Source organism: Mycobacterium sp. HM-7 (assembly GCF_053852335.1).
Map to the genome: position 1 here is coordinate 5,871,838 of NZ_CM132657.1, position 21,294 is coordinate 5,893,131.

The 21,294-nt window shown below is 67.6% G+C and carries 14 protein-coding genes; 8 read left to right on the forward strand and 6 right to left on the reverse strand.

Translation table 11 applies throughout. The features are described from left to right. Nucleotides 1–14: 14 nt before the first annotated feature. Together ACWW1C_RS28215 and treS are read right to left on the reverse strand one after the other, a co-directional pair. Nucleotides 15–1,280, reverse strand: coding sequence for a maltokinase N-terminal cap-like domain-containing protein (locus ACWW1C_RS28215; protein WP_455981326.1), 1,266 nt, complete (start codon nt 1,278–1,280; stop codon nt 15–17). Next, entirely contained in the window at nt 1,280–3,016 is a 1,737-nt protein-coding gene (treS, locus tag ACWW1C_RS28220) for a maltose alpha-D-glucosyltransferase (RefSeq protein ID WP_455981327.1), read from the reverse strand. Before treS ends, ACWW1C_RS28215 begins: the two co-directional genes overlap by 1 nt. 38 nt (nt 3,017–3,054) lie before the next feature. On the opposite strand from treS, the gene ACWW1C_RS28225 reads away from it, so the two are divergent. The 7 genes from ACWW1C_RS28225 (at nt 3,055) to ACWW1C_RS28255 (ending at nt 10,827) form a co-directional block, all read left to right on the forward strand. Further along, nucleotides 3,055–3,855, forward strand: coding sequence for a HugZ family pyridoxamine 5'-phosphate oxidase (locus tag ACWW1C_RS28225; protein ID WP_455981328.1), 801 nt, complete (start codon nt 3,055–3,057; stop codon nt 3,853–3,855). Between the two features lie 10 nt (nt 3,856–3,865). Further along, on the forward strand, nt 3,866–4,435 hold the full coding sequence (locus ACWW1C_RS28230; RefSeq protein ID WP_455981329.1) for an orotate phosphoribosyltransferase: 570 nt from the start codon (nt 3,866–3,868) through the stop codon (nt 4,433–4,435). Between the two features lie 60 nt (nt 4,436–4,495). After that, the gene (locus ACWW1C_RS28235) at nt 4,496–5,092 is read left to right on the forward strand and encodes a hypothetical protein (RefSeq protein WP_455981330.1); all 597 of its coding nucleotides are present in this window, start codon (nt 4,496–4,498) and stop codon (nt 5,090–5,092) included. Next, nucleotides 5,092–5,496, forward strand: a complete 405-nt coding sequence (locus ACWW1C_RS28240; RefSeq protein WP_455981331.1) for a TIGR03668 family PPOX class F420-dependent oxidoreductase — start codon at nt 5,092–5,094, stop codon at nt 5,494–5,496. The genes ACWW1C_RS28235 and ACWW1C_RS28240 overlap by 1 nt, the downstream gene beginning before the upstream one ends. Before the next feature lie 61 nt (nt 5,497–5,557). Continuing rightward, nucleotides 5,558–7,606, forward strand: a complete 2,049-nt coding sequence (locus tag ACWW1C_RS28245) for an elongation factor G (protein WP_455981332.1) — start codon at nt 5,558–5,560, stop codon at nt 7,604–7,606. 120 nt (nt 7,607–7,726) lie between these two features. Beyond that, a complete protein-coding gene (locus ACWW1C_RS28250; RefSeq protein WP_455981333.1) occupies nt 7,727–9,499 on the forward strand; it encodes a hypothetical protein in 1,773 nt (590 codons plus the stop codon). A gap of 131 nt (nt 9,500–9,630) precedes the next feature. After that, nucleotides 9,631–10,827, forward strand: a complete 1,197-nt coding sequence (locus ACWW1C_RS28255; protein WP_455984156.1) for an integrase core domain-containing protein — start codon at nt 9,631–9,633, stop codon at nt 10,825–10,827. A gap of 91 nt (nt 10,828–10,918) precedes the next feature. Here the strand turns inward: ACWW1C_RS28255 and car (ACWW1C_RS28260) are convergent, their stop codons facing one another. From car (ACWW1C_RS28260) to ACWW1C_RS28270, 3 genes are all read right to left on the reverse strand, one after another. Then, nucleotides 10,919–14,437, reverse strand: coding sequence for a carboxylic acid reductase (car, locus tag ACWW1C_RS28260; RefSeq protein WP_455981334.1), 3,519 nt, complete (start codon nt 14,435–14,437; stop codon nt 10,919–10,921). 171 nt (nt 14,438–14,608) lie between these two features. Further along, on the reverse strand, nt 14,609–18,157 hold the full coding sequence (gene car, locus ACWW1C_RS28265) for a carboxylic acid reductase (protein ID WP_455981335.1): 3,549 nt from the start codon (nt 18,155–18,157) through the stop codon (nt 14,609–14,611). 98 nt (nt 18,158–18,255) lie between these two features. Continuing rightward, nucleotides 18,256–19,179 (reverse strand): DMT family transporter, encoded by a 924-nt coding sequence (locus tag ACWW1C_RS28270; protein WP_455981336.1) that lies wholly within the window; start codon nt 19,177–19,179, stop codon nt 18,256–18,258. A gap of 288 nt (nt 19,180–19,467) precedes the next feature. Between ACWW1C_RS28270 and ACWW1C_RS28275 the strand changes: the two genes are divergently transcribed. Then, nucleotides 19,468–20,202 carry an SDR family oxidoreductase gene (locus tag ACWW1C_RS28275; protein ID WP_455981337.1) on the forward strand — a complete coding sequence of 245 codons (735 nt, stop codon included), beginning with the start codon at nt 19,468–19,470 and terminating at the stop codon, nt 20,200–20,202. Here ACWW1C_RS28275 and ACWW1C_RS28280 read toward each other — a convergent pair whose 3' ends face one another. After that, a complete protein-coding gene (locus tag ACWW1C_RS28280) occupies nt 20,203–21,252 on the reverse strand; it encodes a zinc-dependent alcohol dehydrogenase family protein (RefSeq protein ID WP_455981338.1) in 1,050 nt (349 codons plus the stop codon). Nucleotides 21,253–21,294: the final 42 nt, after the last annotated feature.

Genomic DNA, 21,294 nt, shown 5'->3' on the forward strand with positions numbered 1-21,294 from the left:
AGCGGTTAGTGCACCTAACCGCTGACGATGTTCGCGATCGCTCCCAGCGGCAGGTCGAGCCAGTGCGGCCGGTGCCGGGCCTCGTACCCGGCTTCGTAGACCGCCTTGTCGAGCTCGTAGGCGGCGAGTAGTTCGGCATCGGGCTCGGTACCGCCGGCCTCGGCATAGCCCGTGCAGAACGCCGCCCGGTTCCGGTCGGCCCATTCGCGGGCGCGGGCCGCGAGCTGCTTGCGGCGCTGTTCGTTGCCGCCACCCTCGGTCAGCCGCTGGAACGCCGCGTACTGATAGGACCGCAGGATGCCGGCGACGTCGCGTAGCGGGGAGTCCGGCGCTCGCCGGTGATCCAGCGACTGCCCGGGCTCGCCTTCGAAGTCGATCAGCAGCCACGTCTCGGGGGTGCGCAGCACCTGGCCCAGATGCAGATCGCCGTGTATCCGCTGCACCGTGATCGGCTGTCCCTCGAGCGCGCGGTAGCGACTCTCGATGGCCGCGGCGTACTCACCGACCTGCGGCACCGACGCGGTCACCGCTGCCAGCCGCTCCAGCATCGTGTCGACCGGAAACAGCGCCGTGGCGGCGCCGAGCTCCGCGGCCAGCGTGGCGTGCACGGCCGCGACGGCCTGCCCCAGCCGTTCGGACTCGCCGGCGAAGTCGCCGCCCACCTCGTTGGCGTACAGGTCACCCTCGGCGTACAGGTCACGGGTGCTGGCCACCGCCATGTCCCAGCCCTCGGCGGCGTTGTTGGCGAAGCGCGCCAGCATGCCCAACGCGGTCTCGGGGCCACCATCCAACGACATCGAACCCAGCAGCGGAGCCACGTGCGGGCTGCCGGCCCGGCTCAGCACCCGGGTGAGCTCGATGTCGGGATTCACGCCGGGCAGGACGCGCCGGAACAGCTTGAGGATCGCAGCCTCGTCGAACACGACACTGGTATTGCTCTGTTCGGCGCCCATCACCCGCGCCGTCTCCCCCGCGGGCAGCTCGGCGTCGGGTTCCGCGGCAAAAGAGACCGGACCAATCGTCGCCGAGTCGGCGATCATGGCGAGAAGCAGGTTCGCGACCTCGGGGTCGCCCAGCGCATCCCCGACCTCGCCATCGCCTTGACGTAGCACCAGCTGATACCGCTCACCCGGGCCGTCGTCATAGCTCACATCGAGCAGCACCAGATCGATGTCGTCGCGCAGCGCCACCACCAGCGCCGGTTCGGCGTCGGTCAGCTTGCGGTTGCGACCGGCGTACCAGCGTTGCTGGGTCAGGTATTCGATCAATTCTGAATCCATCACGGCTCCTCACCGACAGGCGCACGCAACGAGAACCAGTAGAAACCATGCCCGGGCAGCGTCAACAGGTACGGCAGCTCCCCGATGCGGGGGAACTCAACCCGGCCGGTCAGCTCAACCGGGGTGTAGCCGTTCCAATGCTGCAGGTTCAGTTCGATCGGTTGGGGAAAACGGGAGAGATTGTTGACGCAGAGCACAGTGTCCACTTCGCCGTCCCCCTCGAGCTCGCGCACGTACGTCAGGGCCGACGGGTTGGACCCGCCGAGTTCCCGGAAGGAGCCGACCGCGAACGCGTCGTGCCGGCGTCGGACCGCGAGCATGGTGCGGGTCCAGTTGAGCAGGGAATTCGTGGTGTCGCGCTGGGCCTCGACGTTCACCGCTTGATAGCCGTACACGGGATCCTGGCTCGGTGGCACATACAGCCGGCCCGGGTTCGCGGTCGAGAAACCCGCGTTGCGATCGGCCGACCATTGCATCGGGGTCCGCACACCGTCGCGGTCGCCGAGCCAGATGATGTCACCCATCCCGATTTCGTCGCCGTAGTACAGGACCGGCGACCCGGGCAGCGACAACAGCAGGGCGGTGAACAGCTCGGTCTGGTTGCGGTCGTTCTCCAGCAGCGGGGCCAGCCGCCGGCGGATGCCGACGTTGGCCTTCATCCGCGGGTCCTTGGCGTACTCGGAATACATGTAGTCGCGCTCTTCGTCGGTGACCATCTCCAACGTGAGCTCGTCGTGGTTGCGCAGGAAGATGCCCCACTGCGCGAGGTCCGGTATCTCCGGGGTCTGCGCCAGAATCTCCGAGATCGGGAACCGGGATTCCCGGCGGACCGCCATGAAGATCCGTGGCATCAGCGGGAAATGGAACGCCATGTGGCATTCGTCGCCGCCGGTCTCCGGATCACCGAAATACGCGACGACATCCGCCGGCCACTGATTGGCCTCCGCCAGCAGGACCCGGCCCGGGAATTCATCGTCGATCACCTTGCGGCAGCGCTTGAGGAAGGCATGTGTCTCGGGCAGGTTCTCGCAGTTGGTGCCCTCGCGCTCGAACAGGTACGGCACCGCGTCCAGCCGGAATCCGTCGATGCCCAGGTCGAGCCAGAAGCGCAGCACGTCGATCATCGCTTCCTGCACGGCCGGGTTGTCGTAGTTCAGGTCAGGCTGGTGGGAGAAGAAGCGGTGCCAGTAGAACTGTTTGCGCACCGCGTCGAAGGTCCAGTTGGACTCCTCGGTGTCGACGAAGATGACGCGCGCGTCCTGGTACTTCTCGCTGGTGTCGCTCCAGACGTAGTAGTCGCCGTAGGGCCCCGTCGGGTCGCGGCGGGACTCCTGGAACCACGCGTGGGCATCCGAGGTGTGGTTCATCACCAGGTCGGTGATGACGCGGATGCCCCGCCGGTGCGCCGCGTCCAGCAAGGCGACGAAGTCCTCGACGGTGCCGAATTCCGGCAGCACCTTGTAGAAGTCGCGGATGTCGTAGCCGCCGTCGCGCAGCGGCGAGTCATAGAAGGGTGGCAACCAAATGCAGTCGACACCAAGCCATTTCAAGTAGTCGAGTCGCTCAGTGAGACCCCGGAGGTCACCTGAGCCGTCAGCGTCTGAGTCGTAGAAGGCGCGGACCAACACCTCATAGAAAACCGCGCGCTTGAACCAGGTGCGGTCCTCAGGGAGGACCCGCGCATGTCCGAAGTCCGCGGCGCTTGGATGTTCCACGCCACCGTTGGAGGCGTCCATCGATCACTAACGTACCCGCGACTGAGTAGGGTGCAAACGTGGCGACGCGCGATCATGGTGACCCAGGTGATGCCCCGACGATCCCGCCGCCGCTGGCTGAAATCGTCAACGCGACCCGGCCGTCGGCCGCTGAAGAGGCCCGCACCATCGCGGCCTCGACCAACACCGGAACTCTCGCGACCTTGACCGCGGACGGTGATCCGTGGGCGTCGATGGTGACGTACGGCCTGCTGGGCGGTTCGCCGGTGCTGTGCGTCTCGAATCTGGCCGAGCACGGCCGCAACCTCGCCGGCGATCAGCGGGCCAGCATCTCGATCATCGCGGCCAGCACCGACAAGGACCCCTTGGCCGGTGGCCGGGTGACGCTGGCAGGACGGGTGTCACGACCGGAAGGCCCCGAGCGCGACGCCGCCCGGGATGCCCACGTGGCTGCGGTCCCCGCCGCGAAGTACTACATCGACTACACCGACTTCGCCCTGTGGGTGCTGCATGTCGACCGGGTCCGGTGGGTCGGCGGTTACGGCCGCATGGACTCGACAACGGGCGCGGATTATGCAGCGGCTCAGCCGGATCCGGTGACGCCGTCGGCCGCCGGGGCCATCGCACATCTGAACGCCGACCACGCCGACTCGCTGGCGGCCATGGCCCAGGTCCTGGGCGGTTACCCGGACACCGAGTCGGCGACGTGCACCGGCGCCGACCGCTACGGCCTGGATCTCCGGGTCGACACCGCCCGCGGCATGGCCTACACCCGGGTCGGATACCCGCAGCCCCTCCAGTCCATCGACGAATTACGTTCCGCGACAGTCGAATTGGCTCGACTGTCCCGCCAGGTTTAGGATTCGCACCATGTCTGATCGCCCCGCAAGCTGGGAAGCCGCATTCGACCTGATCCGCACCCGCGGCTACGAGCGCCGTGAGGAGCCGTTCCGGCTGGCGAGCGGGCAGCTCAGCCACGACTACATCGACGGCAAGTTCGCCATCGACAACGGCGTGAGTATGACGATCGTGAGCAAAGCCGTGGCCGAACTGGCCGCGTTGCGCGGCATCGAGTTCGACGCCGTCGGTGGCCTGACCATGGGCGCCGACCCGCTGGCGCACGGCGTCGCGATGGTCACCGGCAAGCGGTGGTTCTCCGTCCGCAAGGAGCAGAAGGCGCGCGGCCGCGAGCAGTGGATCGAGGGCACCCGCATCGAGCCGGGCATCCGCGTCCTCCTGGTCGACGACGTGATCAGCACCGGCGGCTCGACGGAGATCGCCTACGAGCGGGTTGCGTCGCTCGGCGCCGTCGTCACCGGTGTCATCCCGATGGTCGACCGCGGCGACATCGCCACCGAGCGTTTCGCCAAGCGCGGCGTGCCGTTTGCCGCGCTGGTCAGCTACCGCGATCTCGGCATCGAACCGGTCAAGGACGTCTAAAGCGCGGACACGCGCGCCGATACCGAGCAATTGGCGCGAGCCACCCCTAGCATCTGGGAGGTGGCTGACAGCGACGACGCAGAGCGCGATCCATCGCCGGGCGGCGTGCTGGAATCATCCGCCGAGGCGGCCGGCGACGACCCGGACACCGATCCGTTCCGCGCCGTCGACCCGGGCCCCCACGGCACCGGACCATTTGCCGGCCCGACGACCGGCTCGTTCGTCATCCCCGAACCGGAGCCGACGGGCGACACCTTCGACGCGTTCAACACCGACACCTGGCGATTCCGTGAGACGCCACCGCCTTGGTACCGCAGGAAAGATGCCCGCCTGCTGCTGATCGTGGTGGCGGTCGCGGTGGTCGCCCTCGTCGTCTCACTGGTGGTGCTGGCCACCCGCAGGGACTCCGGGTCCGAGCAGGCGCCCGTGGAACCCGCACCCACGACGACCACCACCACGACGACGACGCCCGTGCCGACGTCCACGTCGACCCCCAGCCCGCTGCCGCCTCCCCCACCGCCGGCCGAACCGCCGCCCGTCGAGCACGCACCGGCCGCGCCCGCCCCGGCCGGGCCTCCCACCCCGACGGCCCGAGGCCCGGAGATCAACGTGACCCGGATGCCCATGAGCGTCGCCCCGACTCCTCGGCATCGCTGATGTCCGACCCCGCCGCCGCCCTGTTCTCCGCCGCCCCGGTCGCGGTATTGGCCACCGTGTCCGGCGAAGGTCAGCCGCATGTGGTCCCCGTCGTCTTCGCCGTCAGTGGGGACCGGCTCTATACGGCGGTGGACGCCAAGCGGAAGTCGACGCAGCATCTGCGACGGCTGGACAACATCGCGGCCAATCCGCGCGTGAGCCTGCTGGCCGAGGAGTACAACGACGACTGGTCGCATCTGTGGTGGGCCCGCGCCGACGGCATCGCCACCGTGCACCCCAGCGGCGACGAGATGGCGATCGGCTACTCGCTGCTGCGGGCCAAGTACCACCAGTACGACCGGGTGGCGCTGGACGGCCCGGTGATCCGGGTCGCGATCAGCCGATGGAGTTCCTGGCACGCCTGAGTCTTGTGCCGACAGTCGCGACAGGAGCATGGTGGACGTGAGTCGTCGATAGGGGCACGCCATGGCCGACAAGTCGAATAGCTCATCCGGCGCCGCGCCCAGTGCGGACAGTCCGGCCTCGATCCGAAATGTGGTTCTGGTCGGGCCATCTGGGTCCGGCAAGACCACCCTCGTCGAGGCGCTGCTGCTCCATGCCGGCGTGCTCACGCGAGCGGGGACGGTGCTGGACGGCACCACGGTCTGCGATCACGAACCCGCCGAAGTCGAGCAGCAACGGTCGGTCGGGTTGGCCCTGGCCTCGCTGCAGCACGGACCGGTGAAGGTGAATCTGCTCGACACTCCGGGCTACGCCGATTTCGTCGGTGAACTGCGGGCCGGGCTCCGGGCCGCCGATTGCGCGTTGTTCGTGATGGCCGCCAACGACGTGGTCGACGCTGCCACCAAGGCGTTGTGGCGGGAATGCGCTGACGTCGGGATGCCCCGTGCCGTGGTGGTGACCAAGCTGGACCACGCCCGCGCAACATTCGCCGGCGCGGTGCAGTCGGCGCAGGAGTCATTCGGGGACAAGGTGATTCCGCTGTATCTGCCCGACGGGGACGGGCTCGTCTCGCTGCTCGCAGACGACGCCACCCTCATCGAGGCCATCATCGAAGAGTCCGAGGACGAAACGTTGATGGAGCGCTACCTGGGCGGCGAACAGATCGACAACGCGGTGCTGGTTGCCGACCTCGAGCGCGCGGTGGCCCGCGGCTCCTTCTTCCCGGTGATCCCGGTGTGCAGCACCACGGGTACCGGGGCCGCCGAACTGCTCGACGTCATCACCCGCGGATTCCCCTCTCCCCCAGAGCATGTGCCGCCGCAGGTGTTCACCCCGGCCGGGATGGCGCAGCCCGCGCCCGCCTGTGATCCCGCGGCCCCGCTGCTGGCAGAGGTGGTGAAGACGACGTCGGACCCGTACGTCGGCAAGGTCAGTCTGGTCCGGGTGTTTTCCGGCACCATCAGGCCCGACACGACGGTTCACGTGTCGGGCCATTTCAATTCGTTCGCCGAACCCGGCGCGGGATGCGCCGAGCACGAGGACCACGATGACGACGAGCGCGTCGGGGCACTGTCGTTTCCGTTGGGCCGCAAGCAACGCCCGGCCGCGGAGGTGATCGCCGGGGACATCTGTGCCATCGCGCGGCTGACCTGCGCCGAGACCGGGGATACCTTGTCGGACAAGGCTTCCCCGCTGGTGTGCCGGCCGTGGACCATGCCGGCGCCGCTGCTCCCCATGGCGATCGTGCCGCACGCCAAGACGGACGAGGACAAGCTGTCGGTGGGGCTGGCCCGGCTGTCCGCCGAGGATCCGACGCTGCGCGTCGAGCAGAACCCGCAGACCCACCAGATTGTGTTGTGGTGCATGGGCGAAGCCCACTCCGCGGTGGTTCTCGATGCGCTGTCGCGGCGGTTCGGGGTCGCGGTCGACACCACCGAACTGCGCGTGCCCCTTCGAGAGACGTTCGGCGGCAACGCGAAAGGACACGGCCGGCACGTCAAGCAGTCCGGTGGGCACGGGCAGTTCGCGGTGTGTGACATCACGGTCGAGCCGCTTCCGGAAGGAGCCGGTTTCGAGTTCGTCGACAAGGTCGTGGGCGGCGCGGTGCCGCGGCAGTTCATCCCGAGCGTGGAGAAAGGCGTTCGCGCCCAGATGGATCGGGGCATCTGCGGCTATCCGATGGTCGACATCCGGGTGACGCTGCTGGACGGCAAAGCCCACAGCGTGGACTCGTCGGACTATGCCTTCCAGCTCGCGGGCGGGCTGGCGCTGCGCGAGGCCGCCGCCGCCGCATCGGTGAATCTCCTCGAACCCATCGACAGCGTGCACATCGTGGTGCCCGATGAAATGGTCGGCGCGGTGATGAGCGATCTGTCGGGGCGGCGCGGCCGCGTGCTGGGCACCGATACCGCCGGCGATTCGTGCACCGGCATCGACGCCGAGATTCCGGAGATCGAACTGACCCGGTATCCGATCGAGCTGCGGTCGTTGTCCCACGGAGCCGGGTCGTTCAGCCGCTCCTTCGCCCGGTATGAACCGATGCCGGAGGCGGTGGCAGCGCGCGTGCGCTGACCCCGGCACAGTGATCCAGGGATTTGGCAAACCTGATCGTGACTGACATCACCTGATGTCATAGTGTCGTCAGATTCGTGCGCGTTACAGCGGGCACCGGGGATGTCAAAGGGGACACCTGTGGGGACACAGTCGGGGATCAGTCGGGACAAATCCAGCCGGTACCGCCTGGCGGTGCTGGCCGCCGCCATGGGTATCGCGGCGGCGACCAGTCAGAACGTCGCCTGGGCCGAAACCGGGGCGCCCGATTCGCCGGGCGCCTCGACCAGCCAGGCCGGACCACCGAAGCCCGGACCCACCAAGCCCAAGCCGGCGAGCACAGACAAGAAGGACAAGAAGAAGCCCGGTAAGAAAGCCGGCAAGTCCGACACCGCGCCGGGCGCGGCCACCGATACCGACACCGACAGCCCCGCCACAGATCCCAAGTCAGGCGCGGATCCAGATGCCAAGCCGGACCCCACGCCCGCGGCAAAGCCCGATCCCAAGCCGGCCGCCAAACCGGCGAAGAAGGGCTCGGATTCGGTCAAGCCCACCGCCGACGGCAAGAAGGCACCGAAGCTCAAGCCCGCCACGGCGAGCACTCCCGCCAAGGACGCGACGGTCAGCTCGCCCGCGGCGACCGCCCCCACCGCACCGTCTGCGGCCGCCGGCAGCAGCGCCTCCGTGCCGGCCACGACACCCGCACTGACCACCCGGCCGGCGGCCCTGTCCGCCACCAACAACACCGTCGGCACCCTGACGACGCCGACGCCACCGCAGCCGCTGAACCCGATCGCGAAGATCATCCAGCTGCCCGGACGCCTCATCAACACCGTCCTGCAGGTGCTGGACCTGACGGTCTCGCAGAGTGGCCCGAAGAGCCCGTTCAACTGGTCCCCGATTTCCGAGGCGCTGTTCGCCGGATTCCGGCGCATCGAGGACATGCTCGGCCTGAGCAAGACACCGACCGCAGCGCCCGTCGTGCCGGAGCTGACCTACACCGGACCCACCAGCGGCGACACCCCGACGGTGGAGCAGTTCCTGAACGCCTCGGCCAACGCCTACGTGCTCGGCGCCCAGCCGGGTGACCTGAAGCCGTTCACCGTCAACGGCTTTCAGATGCAGACCTTCAACCCGCTGTCCGGTGCCGTCGGCAAGGCGTGGGTGACGCCCGAGGGTCAGGTCATCATCGCCTACCAAGGGACGACGGGCGGCACCAATCTGCTGTTCCATCCGCTGATCGCGCTGTCGCAGATCTTCACGGACATGCAGATCATCTTCACGCACACCACACCACAGGCGTTCTGGGATTCGTTGGCCTTCGAGCGGAAGGTCGAAGCCGCGGCTCTCGAGCAGGGCTACACGACCGATGACATCTTCGTCACCGGTCACTCGCTGGGTGGGTGGGAGGCCCAGTTCGTCGCGCAGAAGACGGGCCTCGGCGGCATCGGCTTCGAAGGTCCGGGCCTGAATACTTCGGTGCCCGGCAACAACAGCGCGGCGCAGAACTTCGTCAACATCGAGACCTACGGCGACACCGCGGCGTACTTCTCCACCGATCTGCCGGGGCTGCAGCCGTTCATGCCGGCCTACGACCCGACCGGCGGCAGCAAGCCGCACTACGGCAACATCGTGATGATCGGTGACCCGGACGCGGTGAACCCGCTGCTCAACGCATCCGCGCTGTGGGGCCCGAACCCGATCAACGACATCGTCTTCGCCGTCGACATCCTCGGCAATTTCTTCGAGCACCACCTGCCCGGCATGCAGGCCTACAACCTCGGCGTCGCACCGGATCCCGGCGTGGTGCCCTGGCTGGGTTCCTACACCGGAGCGATCAACGACTGGGGCGCCCTGGACATCTTCGAGTTGCAGCAGGCCGCATCCGACGCCGGCGTCCTGATCGCCCCGTAGCCGTCCGCCCTTGAGCGATTTGTGCACGATTTTCCGCGGTAGCCGCGGTGTCTTGTTTCGGGACATCGCTGACACATGTATGTCTCGGGACATCGCTGACACCTGAGTGAGGTGTGGACCCATCGTGGTTCATGGCCCAGAAGGTGACGGCGATGGATATTCGTGCTGCGACGGCGTTGGCCGGGCAGGTCGAGAATGTGGCGGCGTTCTGCCGGGATCAGCAGATCAGTCGACAGACGTTCTATAAGTGGCGCAAGCGGTTCGGGCAGCTAGGGCTGACCGGACTCGAAGAGCTATCACGACGGCCGGTGTCGTGTCCCGGGCAGACCGCGGCCGCGGTCGAGGAGCTGGTGCTGCGCCGCCGCAAGGAGCTATTGGAAGCCGGCCGCGACCACGGCGCACACTCGATCCACTGGGCGCTACGGCGTGAGGGCCATGTTGGTGTGCCCGCACCGGCCACGATCTGGCGGATCTTGACGCGCCACGGTGCGATCACCCCGCAGCCGCGTAAACGGCCCAAGTCAGCGACCAAACGGTTTGTCTTCGATCGCCCGAACGGTTGCTGGCAATCAGACTGGACCGAATGGGCACTGGCGGACGGCACGGCGGTGGCCATTGCGGGCTGTCTGGATGATCATTCCCGCTACCTGGTCGGGTTGGCCGCCGCAGCCGGGCCGGGCACCGGCGAGTTGGTGTGGTCGGTGATGCTGGCCGGTATCAGCGAGTGCGGGATTCCGTCAATATCGTTGTCGGACAACGGCCTGATGTACACCGGGCGGCGGCTCGGGTTTGAAACGACGTTCGAGGCGAACCTGCGGGCCCTGGGAGTGAAAACGATCAACTCGACCCCCTATCACCCGCAGACGTGCGGCAAGATCGAGCGGTTCTGGCAGACCCTCAAAAAGTGGCTCCACGCGCACCCCACCCCGGACACTGTCGCTGACCTCGACGATCTGCTCGCGGTGTTCCGACACTGCTACAACCACCAACGACCACATCGAGCGCTCGGCGGAGCCACTCCGGCAGAGGTTTTCGCGGCCACCGAACGCGCCCGCCCCGCAGACCGGCCCTTGCCGGCCCCGGTGTTTGTCACCACCGGCACCGTTAACGACACGACCGGTCGGGTGTTCGTGCCGCCCTACGTCATCAACGTCGGCCGGTATTGGGCTGGGCACCAATGCGACTGCATCCGCGACGGCGACCACATCGCCATCTTCAGCGGCACCACCTTGATCCGCGAACTCACCGCCGACCCAACCCGCCGCTATCAGCCCGGCGACAAAACCACGCGAACATACCGCACCCGCGCACCCAAACCCGCACACTGACTGTCAGCGATGTCCCGAGACATAAGTGTCAGCGATGTCCCGAGACACCACACCGCGGTAGCCGCGGAAAATCGTGCACAAATCCCTGGGGTCAGAGCAGGCCGAGCAGCTGCAGGTCGGTGATGTACTTGACGATCACCGGCGCAGTGACGTGCGGAATGTCCTTGTCCGGACCGAGCTTTGCCTCCTGCACCGCCTCGCGGAACACCACGACCGGCGCAATGGAGCCGTTGTGCGGGTGCTCCGGCTTCTGGTAGTTGTGCAGCAGCGGCAGCAGTGAGGCCTGGCGCTGCCGGTCCGGCAGGGCCCGCAGCGTCGTCTCGAAGCGGGCCAGCCATTCCGCGTAATCATCAACGCGGGCAATCGAATACCCGGCTTCGGTGAGCCAGTCGACGAACTCGTCCATACCCAGGCCGTCGGAATGCGGGTTCATCACGTGGTAGGTGACGAACTCGCCGGCGGGCCGCACGCCCAGCGTGTCGATGGCCTCGGCGATGAACTCGACGGGCAGGCCGTCGTAGTGCGCGGCTTGCCGCTTGCCCTCGGCGTCACGCTCGTAGAACGAGTATGGGGCGATACCGGTGGCCACCAGCGAGAACATCATGCGGGTGAACATGTCGGGCAGGTTGAGCTGCCCGGCGTAGCTGGTGTCGGCCAGGATCATGTCGCAGCGGAACACCGAAACCGGCAGGCCGCAAAGATCATTGGCCTCACGCAGCAGCACCTCACCGGCCCACTTACTGTTGCCGTAACCGTTGGCATAGCCGTCGTGCACGGCACGCACCGGGCTCATCACCCGCACGTCGGCCTCTTCGGTGAACGTGCCGGGTGCCAGCTGGTCACCGACACCGATGGTCGAGACGTAGATGTACGGCTTCTGCCGGGTGGTCAGCGCGATGCGAATCAGCTCGGCGGTGCCCAGGGCATTGGGACCGAACAGTTCGCTGTACGGCAGCACGTGGTTCACCAGGGCGGCGGGGTCGACGATGACGTCGACCTCGTCGGCCAGTCGCTGCCAAATCTCCTGCGGCAGACCGAGGTTCTCGTCGCCCTTGTCGCCGGCGATCACTTCGAGGTGGTCCGCGGCGAGCGCCTGGTAGTGCGCCAGCAGCTTCGGATCACCGGAGTCGAAGGTCGCATCGAGCCGGGCGCGGGCCTCGTCGTCGGACTTGGCGCGCACCAGGGCGATCACCTTGCCGTCGACCAGGTCCATCCGCTCCAGCCACTCCAGCGCCAGGTAGCGGCCCAGGAATCCGGTTGCGCCGGTGAGCAATACGGTACGAGTCTCCGCAGCGGGCCCGGGCAGTGACGGCGCCGCAGCCAATGTCGCGGCGTCGATGAACTTGTCCAGGGTCAGGTCCGCGGCACGCACCTCGACGGCGTTCTTGCCATGAACCGAGCTGAAGCTGGGCCGCTTGGCGCCACCGCTGCGCTCGTTCTCGATGTAGGCGGCCAGCGCGGCCAGATCGTTGGCGGGGCTCACGATGATGCCGACCTGCACCTCGACGCCGAAGATCTCCTCGAGCAGATTGCCGAAGGTCAACGCGGACAACGAGTCTCCACCGAGGTCGGTGAAGTGGGCGTCGGCCGACACCTCGCCGGACGCGCCGAGCAGCGCACCGGCCGCGCGGATGACGGTCGGCAGGGCCGGACCGTCCGCACCGTGCTGGCGCAGCGCACGGAGTTCATCGGCCTGCCCCGCAGCAAGACTCACGTACAGGTCTTCCAGCGCCGGGCCGTAATGCGCCTTGAGCTTCGGCCAGGCCAGCTTGCGGATGCCGGTCAGCAGCCCGTTCTCCAGCGAGAACGGTTCGGTCTCCACGATGAAGTCGCGGGGGATCTCGTAGGACTGCAGTTCGGCTGCCTTGGCGACCTCCTGCAGTGAATCGCTGATCCGCTGCTTCAGTTCGGCGGAGTCCCAACGGGCCAAGGCGTCTTCGGTCGGGACGACCACTGCCAGCAGGTACGGCTGGGCGCTGTTGCCGTAGACGTAGATCTGCCGGACCAGCGGGCTGTTGTTGCTGAACGCCGCCTCCAGCTTGGCCAGCGTGACGAATTCGCCCTGCGCCAGCTTGAGCACGTTGTTGCGGCGGTCGACGTACTGGATCTGATCCGGGCCGATCTCGGCGACCACGTCGCCGGTGCGGTAGAAACCGTCCTCGTCGAAGACGCTCGCGGTGACCTCGGGCCGCTTGTAGTAGCCCGGGAACAGGTACTGGGTCTTCACCAGCAGCTCACCGCGCGGGTACGGCTGGTCGGTCAGGTAGTAGCCCAGGTCGGGCACGTCGACCAGCTTGTAGTCCAGCGTCGGCGGACGCTGGATGACGCCGTCGAAGAAGACCATGCCCGCCTCGGTGGAGCCGTAGCCCTCCAGCACGTGGATACCGAGGAACTTCTCGACCCAGGCCTTGAGTTCGTCGGTGATGGGCGCCGAACCCGTCATCGCCTTGATGTATCGGCCACCGATCAGGTTCTGCCGCATGTCGGCCATCACCTGCTGCTCGATGTCGTCGCGCTCGGCCTCGCCTGCGCCGACCGGGACCAGCTTGTCGACGCGGCTCTGGAACTCCAGGTACAGCATCTCCCAGACGCGGGGCACGAGATTCAGCTCGGTGGGCCGCGCCAGCGCGAAATCCTCGAGGAGAGTGGACAAGTCACTCTTGGCGGCGAAGTAGACGATGCCGCCGTTGGCCAGGCTGGAGTACAAGATGCCGCGGCCCATGACGTGGCTCATCGGCATGAACGCCAGGTTGATCGAGGCCTCGCTCGGTCCGAACCACGCCGTGCTGGCCCGCCGCCAGAAGCTCGTCATGTTGCTCTCGGGGTACATCGCGCCCTTGGGGGCGCCGGTCGAACCCGAGGTGTAGATCAAGAGGGACAGCGGGTCGGCCTCGTCGGAGACCGGGGCGGGGGCGGACGGGAGGTCGCGGCCACGACCGAGTACGTCGGCGAAGGTCTCGACCGTGACGTTCAGACCGGCCAGCGCTTCCCGCGCCTGGTCGATGGCCTCACGCTCGTCGTCGACCTCGGCGTGGTGGTCGAAGACCACGAACCGGGCCGGGGCGGGGCCACCGACCGCGAGCTCGACGGCGTCGGCGACGTAGCCCGCGCTCACGGCGATCAGCACCGGTTCGGTCTCGGCGACGATCGGCAGTAGCGACGAAGCCGCGGAGCTGGTCTGCAGCGGCACCGACACGGCACCGATCTGGCCGAGCGCGGTGTCGATGACGGTGTAGTCGGTGCTGGTGAAGCCGAGAATGGCGACGCGGTCGCCGGCCTTGACGCCGTCCGCGTGCAGGGCGGCGGCGACGGCGCGGACGCGCTCCCACAGTTCGCCGTACGTGATGGTGTCGTACTTCGGCAGCAACCGCGCCACGGTGCGGCCGTTCTCGGTGACGAACTCGACGGCGCGCTGCCCGAGGGCGGTCCGGTCGGCGTAGCCCTCGAGGACGGTCTTCACGATCTCGGGCAGTCGCATGCCGGGCTTCTCAACGGACTGCGCCACCGACAGCAGCGGTACAGCCGCGGCGAACTGCGGATCATTGGCGGACAATTCGGCGATCCGGCGGGCGAGCCCGTCGACGCTGCTCTCGGCATGGTCAATCGACATGAATAAACCTCACGAAAAATCGAAATCTCGAATGGGTACGCCCCGTTGCATCCCCACTAATTGAATGACGCTGGCGCGGTCGCCGTTGTTCCGGCGATTTCCTGCCAGTTCCCTGTGATTTGTGCACGTTTTTCCGCGGTGGCCGCGGAAAAACGTGCACAAGTCACCAAGTCAGAGCAGGCCGAGCAACTGCAGATCGGTGATGTACTTCACGATCACCGGCGCGCCGATGTGCGGAATGTCCTTGTCCGCACCGATTTTGGCGTTCTGGACCGCGGCCCGGAACCGCTCCACCGGTGCGATGGACCCTGCCACCGGATAGCTCGGCTGCTGGTAGTTGTGCAGCAGCGGCAGCAGTGAGGCCTGGCGCTGCCGGTCCGGCAGCCCGCGCAGGCCGGTCTCGAACCGGGTCAGCCAGTCGGCGTAATCATCAACGCGGGCAATGGAATACCCCGCCTCGATCAGCCAGTCGACGAACTCGTCCATGCCGATGCCGTCGTCGTACGGGTTCATCACGTGGTACGTCTCGAACGTCGAGTCGGACTCACCGGCGGCCACCTGCACCGCCAGCGTCGAGATGGACTCGGAGACGAATTCGACCGGCAGCCCGTCGTAGTGGGCACGCTGCCGCTTGCCGTCGGAATCCAACTCGTAGAACGAGTACGGCGCGATGCCGGTGGCCACCAACGAGAACATCATGCGGGTGAACATGTCGGGCAGGTTCAGCTGCCCCGCGTACGACGTGTCAGCCAGGATCATGTCGCAGCGGAACACCGAAACCGGCAGGCCACAAAGATCATTCGCTTCACGAAGCAGGACCTCGCCGGCCCACTTGCTGTTGCCGTAACCGTTGGCATAACTGTCGTCGACCGAGCGCACCGCGCTCATCACGCGCACATCAGCGGCCTCGACGAACTCGCCGGGCGCCACCCCGCCGCCGACCGCGATGGTCGAGACGTAGGCGAACGGCTTGATCCGCGTGGTCAGGGCGATCCGGATCAGTTCGGCGGTGCCCAGCGCGTTCGGGCCGAACAGCTCGCTGTAGGGGAGCACGTGGTTCACCAGCGCGGCCGGATCGACGATGAAGTCGACGGTGTCGGCCAACCGCTGCCAAACCTCCTGCGGCAGGCCGAGGTTCGCCTCACCCTTGTCGCCGGCGATGACCTCGAGATGGTCGGACAGGGACCGGTAGTGCGCCAACAGCTTCGGATCGCCGCTGTCGAACGTCGCGTCGAGGCGGGCACGGGCGTCGGCGTCGGACTTGCCGCGGACCAGGCAGATGACCTTCCCATCAACCAGGTCCATCCGTTCCAGCCACTCCAACGCCAGGTAGCGACCGAGGAATCCGGTTGCGCCCGTGAGCAATACGGTCCGAACCTCGGACACCGGGCCCGGCAGCGACGGCGCTGCGGCCAGCGTCGCGGCGTCGATGAACTTGTCCAGCGTCAGGTCTGCGGCGCGCGCCTCGGTGGCGCCGCGGCCGTGCACCGTGGAGAACGTCGGCCGCTTGCTGCCCGGCGCGCGTTCCCCTTCGATGTAGGTCGCAACCCCGGCCAGGTCGGTGGCCGGGCTGACGATCACGCCGACCGGCACCTCGACCTCGAAGATCTCCTCCAGCAGATTGCCGAAGGTCAACGCCGACAACGAATCTCCACCCAGGTCGGTGAAATGGGCGTCACCCGCGACATCGGAGCCGGCCGCGCCGAGCGTGGCACTCACCGCACGCAGCACGGTCTCCAGCACCGGCGCGTCGGACGCACGTAGGGCGCGCAGCGCTCGAAGTTCCATGGCCTGGCCCTCGGCCAGTTCCGCGTACAGCTGCTCCAATTCGGCGCCGTACCGGGCCTTCAGCTTCGGCCAGGCCAGCTTGCGCACCCCGGTCAGCAGTCCGTTCTCCAGCGAGAACGGTTCGGTCTCGATGATGAAGTCGCGCGGAATCTCGTACGACTGCAGCCCGGATTCGCGGGCCACCGCCTGCAGCGCGTCGGCAAGTTCGGGACGCAGCGCCTCCGGACCGCCGGCGCCACTGAGGGCCTCGACGGTAGGCACGATCACGGCGAGCAGATAGGAGCGAGAACTGTTGCCGTACACGTAAATCTGACGGATCAGCGGGCTGGTGCCGAAGGCGGCCTCCAGCTTGGACACCGTCACGAACTCGCCCTGCGCCAGCTTCAGCACGTTGTTGCGGCGATCGAGGTACTGCAGGTGATCGGGACCGAGCTCGGCGACGATGTCACCGGTGCGGTAGAAACCGTCCTCGTCAAAGACGTCAGCGGTGACGTCGGGTCGCTTGTAATAGCCGGGGATCAAATCCGTTGACTTCAACAGCAATTCACCACGCGGGTGCGGGCGGTCGGTCGACAGGTAGCCGAGCTCGGGTACGTCTACGAGCTTGTAGTCGAGCACCGGCGGGCGGCTCAGGTGGCCGCTGATCATGACGCCGCCGGCTTCAGTCGAACCGTAGGCCTCCATCAGCTCCAGCCCGAGGAACTTCTGCACCCAGGCCTTGAGCTCCGGCGAGATCGGAGCCGATCCCGTCATCGCGACGAGCTGCCGCCCGCCGATCAGGCTGGCGCTCCGTTCGTCGAGCACCTGCTGTTCGGCGACGCCGTCGAGCGCCCTGCGGTCGACCTCGCTCTGTACCTCCTGGTGGATCATCTCCCACACCCGGGGCACGAAGGTCATCTGCGTCGGCCGGACCAGAGCGATGTCCTCCAAGAGGGTGGACAGGTCGCTCTTGGCCGCGAAGTAGACGGTGCCACCGTGCGCAAGGGTGCGGTAGACGGTGCCGCGGCCCATCATGTGGCTCATCGGCAGGAAGCTCAGGACGATCGACGGCAGCGCAGGCTGCTGGTGCGTCAGGCCGGTGCGCCACGCGTTGGTGACCAGCCGCTCGGGGTACATGGCGCCCTTGGGGGTTCCGGTGCTGCCGGAGGTGTAGATCAGCACCAGCAGCGGGTCCGGCTCGGCGGGGACAGCCGGTTCGACGGCCGGCAGTGCGGCACCGCGGGCGACCAGGTCCGCAAGAGTCTCGACCACGACACCGCGCTCGGCCAGACGCGCAGTGGCCCGTTCGACGGCCTCGCGCTCGTCGTCGACCTGGGCGTGGTGGTCGAACACCACCACACGCGTCAGCGCGGCGCCGGCACCCAGCACCAGGTCGACAGCGTCGTCGAGGAACTTCACGTCCGCGAACAGCGCGCGCGGTTCGGTCTCGTCGAGGATCGGACGCAGCTGCTCGGCGGGTGCGCTGGTCTGCAGCGGGACGGCGACGACGCCGGCACGCGCGAGGGCGGTGTCGATGATCGTGAATTCGGCGCTCGTGAAGCCGAGCATCGCGACCCTGTCGCCGGCGGCGACGATCGGCTGACCGCCGCCGGGGGCGTTGCCGTCTGTGCCGGTCAGCAGGACGTTGTCGAGGGCCTGGATCTGGTGCCACGCCTCGCCGTAGGTGATGGTGTCGTACCGCGGCAGGAGCCGGGCGACGGTCCGGCCGGCGGCGTCGGTGACGTATTCGACGGCACGCTGACCGAGAGCGGGGCGGTCCGCGTAGGCGGCCATGACCGTGTGAATGATTTCGGGGAGCCGGATGCCGGGCTCGTCGAGGGCGGCGCCGACCCCAGGAAGGGGCCGCGCGGCGGCAAGTTGGGGATCGGCAGCGCAGAGGTCAGCGATGCGCTGCGTCAGCTCGTCGGTAAGTACGGTTTCTTCGTTCGACATAACAACCTCATCAATTGGTTCACCAGCGTCACCAATTACAACGTTAGCAAAACTAACGATATGCCCGTAGTTGCTGTGTGACAAACCACACCGATCGGTCAGCGCTCGGAGGTCGGTTGCACCTGTGGCGGCGCAAGCGGCACCGCCACCTTGGTACCTGCCTGCGTTTCGTACGCGCCTTCGTCCCGGCCGAGGGCGATGGTCGCCGCCGCCATGGCGGCGATGGACGCCACGAGCGCCACGGCCTCCACCCCGGTCGTGTCGAACCCCTCGCCGAGCACCAGCGCAGCGAGGACGACGGCCACCACCGGCTCCAGCACCAGCATGGTGGGTACCGACGTCTGGAGCGCGCCGGCGTGGAACGCCGACTGCTGCAGCACGGTCGCCACCGCGCCCAGGATGACGAGCAGGTACGGCGCGGGCGTCGTCAGCAGACCCAGCCAGCCGCGGTCCTGCAGGATCGCCATGAAGATCTTCGTCACCACCGCGACGACACCGAACAGCACGCCGACACCGACCGCCAGCAAGACCGCGCGCTGCCAACCGCTGCACCGCACGGCTACCAGGACACAGCCGATGATCACCACGGCACACACCGCGGCGACGAGCACGATAACCCCTGGTGAAGCCAGGTGCTCGTCACGTTCAGGCCGGGCCAGCACGACGAATCCCGCCAGCCCGATGGTCAGCAGTCCCGCCCACAGCCACTCACCGCGGGTCACCCGGCGGTGCGCCTGATGCGCACTCAGCGGCAGCGCGAACAGCAGCGCCGAGACCAGCAGCGGCTGCACCAACAGCAGAGATCCGTTCGCCAACGCGAGCGCCTGGAAGACGTAGCCCGCGACGGCAGCGCCGGTGCCGGCCCACCACAGGCGCCGGCTCAGCAGCGTCGACAGCATGACGACGCTGACGCCGTGTTCCTGCGGAACGTCGACGGTCGCGCGCTGGCGCACCACGATGCCGACGGCCGCGCACACGGCGGCACAGAGGGCGAACAGCACCACCAGCCCGTGTTGGATCAACGGAGGCGTCCGATCAGCGTGGCCGCGCACGGCGCCACAGGCCTCACCGGAAACATCACGCCCAAAGGGTAGTCGAGCGGGACTATCTGTCCCACTTTCGAGCCGCGCGGCCAACCGACGTGAGCGGCGGTGCCCTCCGTCGAGCGTGAGTCTCGGCGCGACCCGGGTCGGCGTGTCGCCTCGTCAGGCCGCACGCTCGGCAACAGCACCGCCGGCGACGTGCCGGTCAGACTTACTAAAACCTTAGATCTCTCTTATTTTTCTTAAGTTTGAGGTACGGTCGGTGCCATGCACACCAGGATCGCTCTCGTCACCGGCGCTTCCCGCGGCATCGGAGCCGCCGTGGCCCAGCAGCTGGCCGGGCCGGACACCCACGTCTTGGTCAACTACCGCGAGAAGGCCAAGCGCGCCAACACCGTCGTCGACAGCATCCGGGCCGCCGGCGGGCAGGCTTCCGCGATCGGCGCCGACGTGTCCGACGCCGCCGCGGCCAAAGCCATGATGGACCGGATCGACAGCCGGTTCGGGCGGCTGGACACGCTGGTGCTCAACGCCTCCGGCGGCCTGGAGTTCGGCGCCGCACCCGACTACGCGATGCGCCTGAACCGCGACGCCCAGCTACGGCTCGTCGACCTGGCGCTGCCACTGATGCCCGCCGGTGCGCAGATCGTGTTCGTCACCAGCCACGAAGCCCACTGCTACCCGCACCTGCCGGTGCCCGACGCGTACGCCCCGATCGCCGCCAGCAAGCGCGCCGGCGAAGACGCGCTGCGGGCCCTGCGGCCCGAATTCGACCGGTGCCGAATCGGATTCACCATCGTCTCGGGCGACATGATCGAAGGCACGATCATCGCCCGACTGTACGAACGCCGCGATCCCGAAGCGGTCGGAGCGCGCCGCAGCCAAGGACCGCTGCCGACCATCGAGCAGTTCGCCTCCGCCATCACCATCGCCGCCACCGGCCGCGACCTGCGTGACACCGTGTACGTCGGCGGCGAGGACCACCTGGTCCGGCCGGCGTGATCAGGGCTCGAGCAGCACTTTGATGGCCGTGCGCTGATCCATCGCCGTGTAGGCGTCCGCCACCTCAGCGAGCGGCAGTGCCAGGTCGAAGACCCGGCCCGGCTCGATGGCCCCGGACAGCACGTCGGGCAGCAACTCGTCGAGGTATGGGCGAACGGTGGCCATCCCGCCCGCGACGTGGATGTTGGTGTTGAACAGCTGCCGCATCGGCAGTTCGGGGGCACCGGCCGGTACCCCGACGAATCCCAGATGGCCGCCGGGGCGAACCGCCCCGAGTGCCTGGCGCATCGAATCCTTCGTGCCGACGCACTCCAGCACAGAGTCGGCCCCGACACCGCCGAGGAGTTCCTCGATGGCCGCGATCCCCTCATCACCGCGTTCGGCGACGATGTCCGTGGCGCCGAAGGCCCGGGCCAGATTCTGCCGGTCTTCGTGCCGCGACATCGCGATGATCCGTTCCGCGCCAAGACGTTTCGAGGCCAGCACCCCACACAGCCCGACGGCACCGTCGCCGACGACCACCACGGTGGCGCCCGGGTGCACGTCCGCGGACCGGGCGGCGTGGTGCCCGGTTGACATGACGTCGGCAAGAGTCAACAGATGCGGGAAGAGTTCTGCGTCAGGTGACTCCGGCACCTTGAACAGCGTGCCGTCGGCGAAGGGCACCCGGAGATACTCCCCTTGCGCCCCGTCGAGCGGCTCGCCGGTTCTGGTGGTGCCGCCCCAGACCCCGAAGTTCACGCACGAGGTGGTGATCCCGTTGCGACAGTGCACGCAGGTGCCGTCACTGTCGGTGAACGGCGAGATGACGAAATCCCCGACGCGCACGTCTTTGACGTCGGCGCCGACGGCTTCCACGATCCCGATGAATTCATGCCCGATGGGGTGCGGTGCGTGCGTCGGCGCGACCCCGCGGTAGGGCCACAGGTCCGAGCCGCACACACAACTGCGCACCACCCGCACCACGGCGTCGCCCGCCGACTGAATCTGCGGATCGGGCCGCTCCTCGAATCGAATGTCGCCCGGTCCGTGGATGATCGTGGTCTGCACAGCTGTTCCGCCTTTCAGGAGTCGAACGAGGGCTCCTGAAGT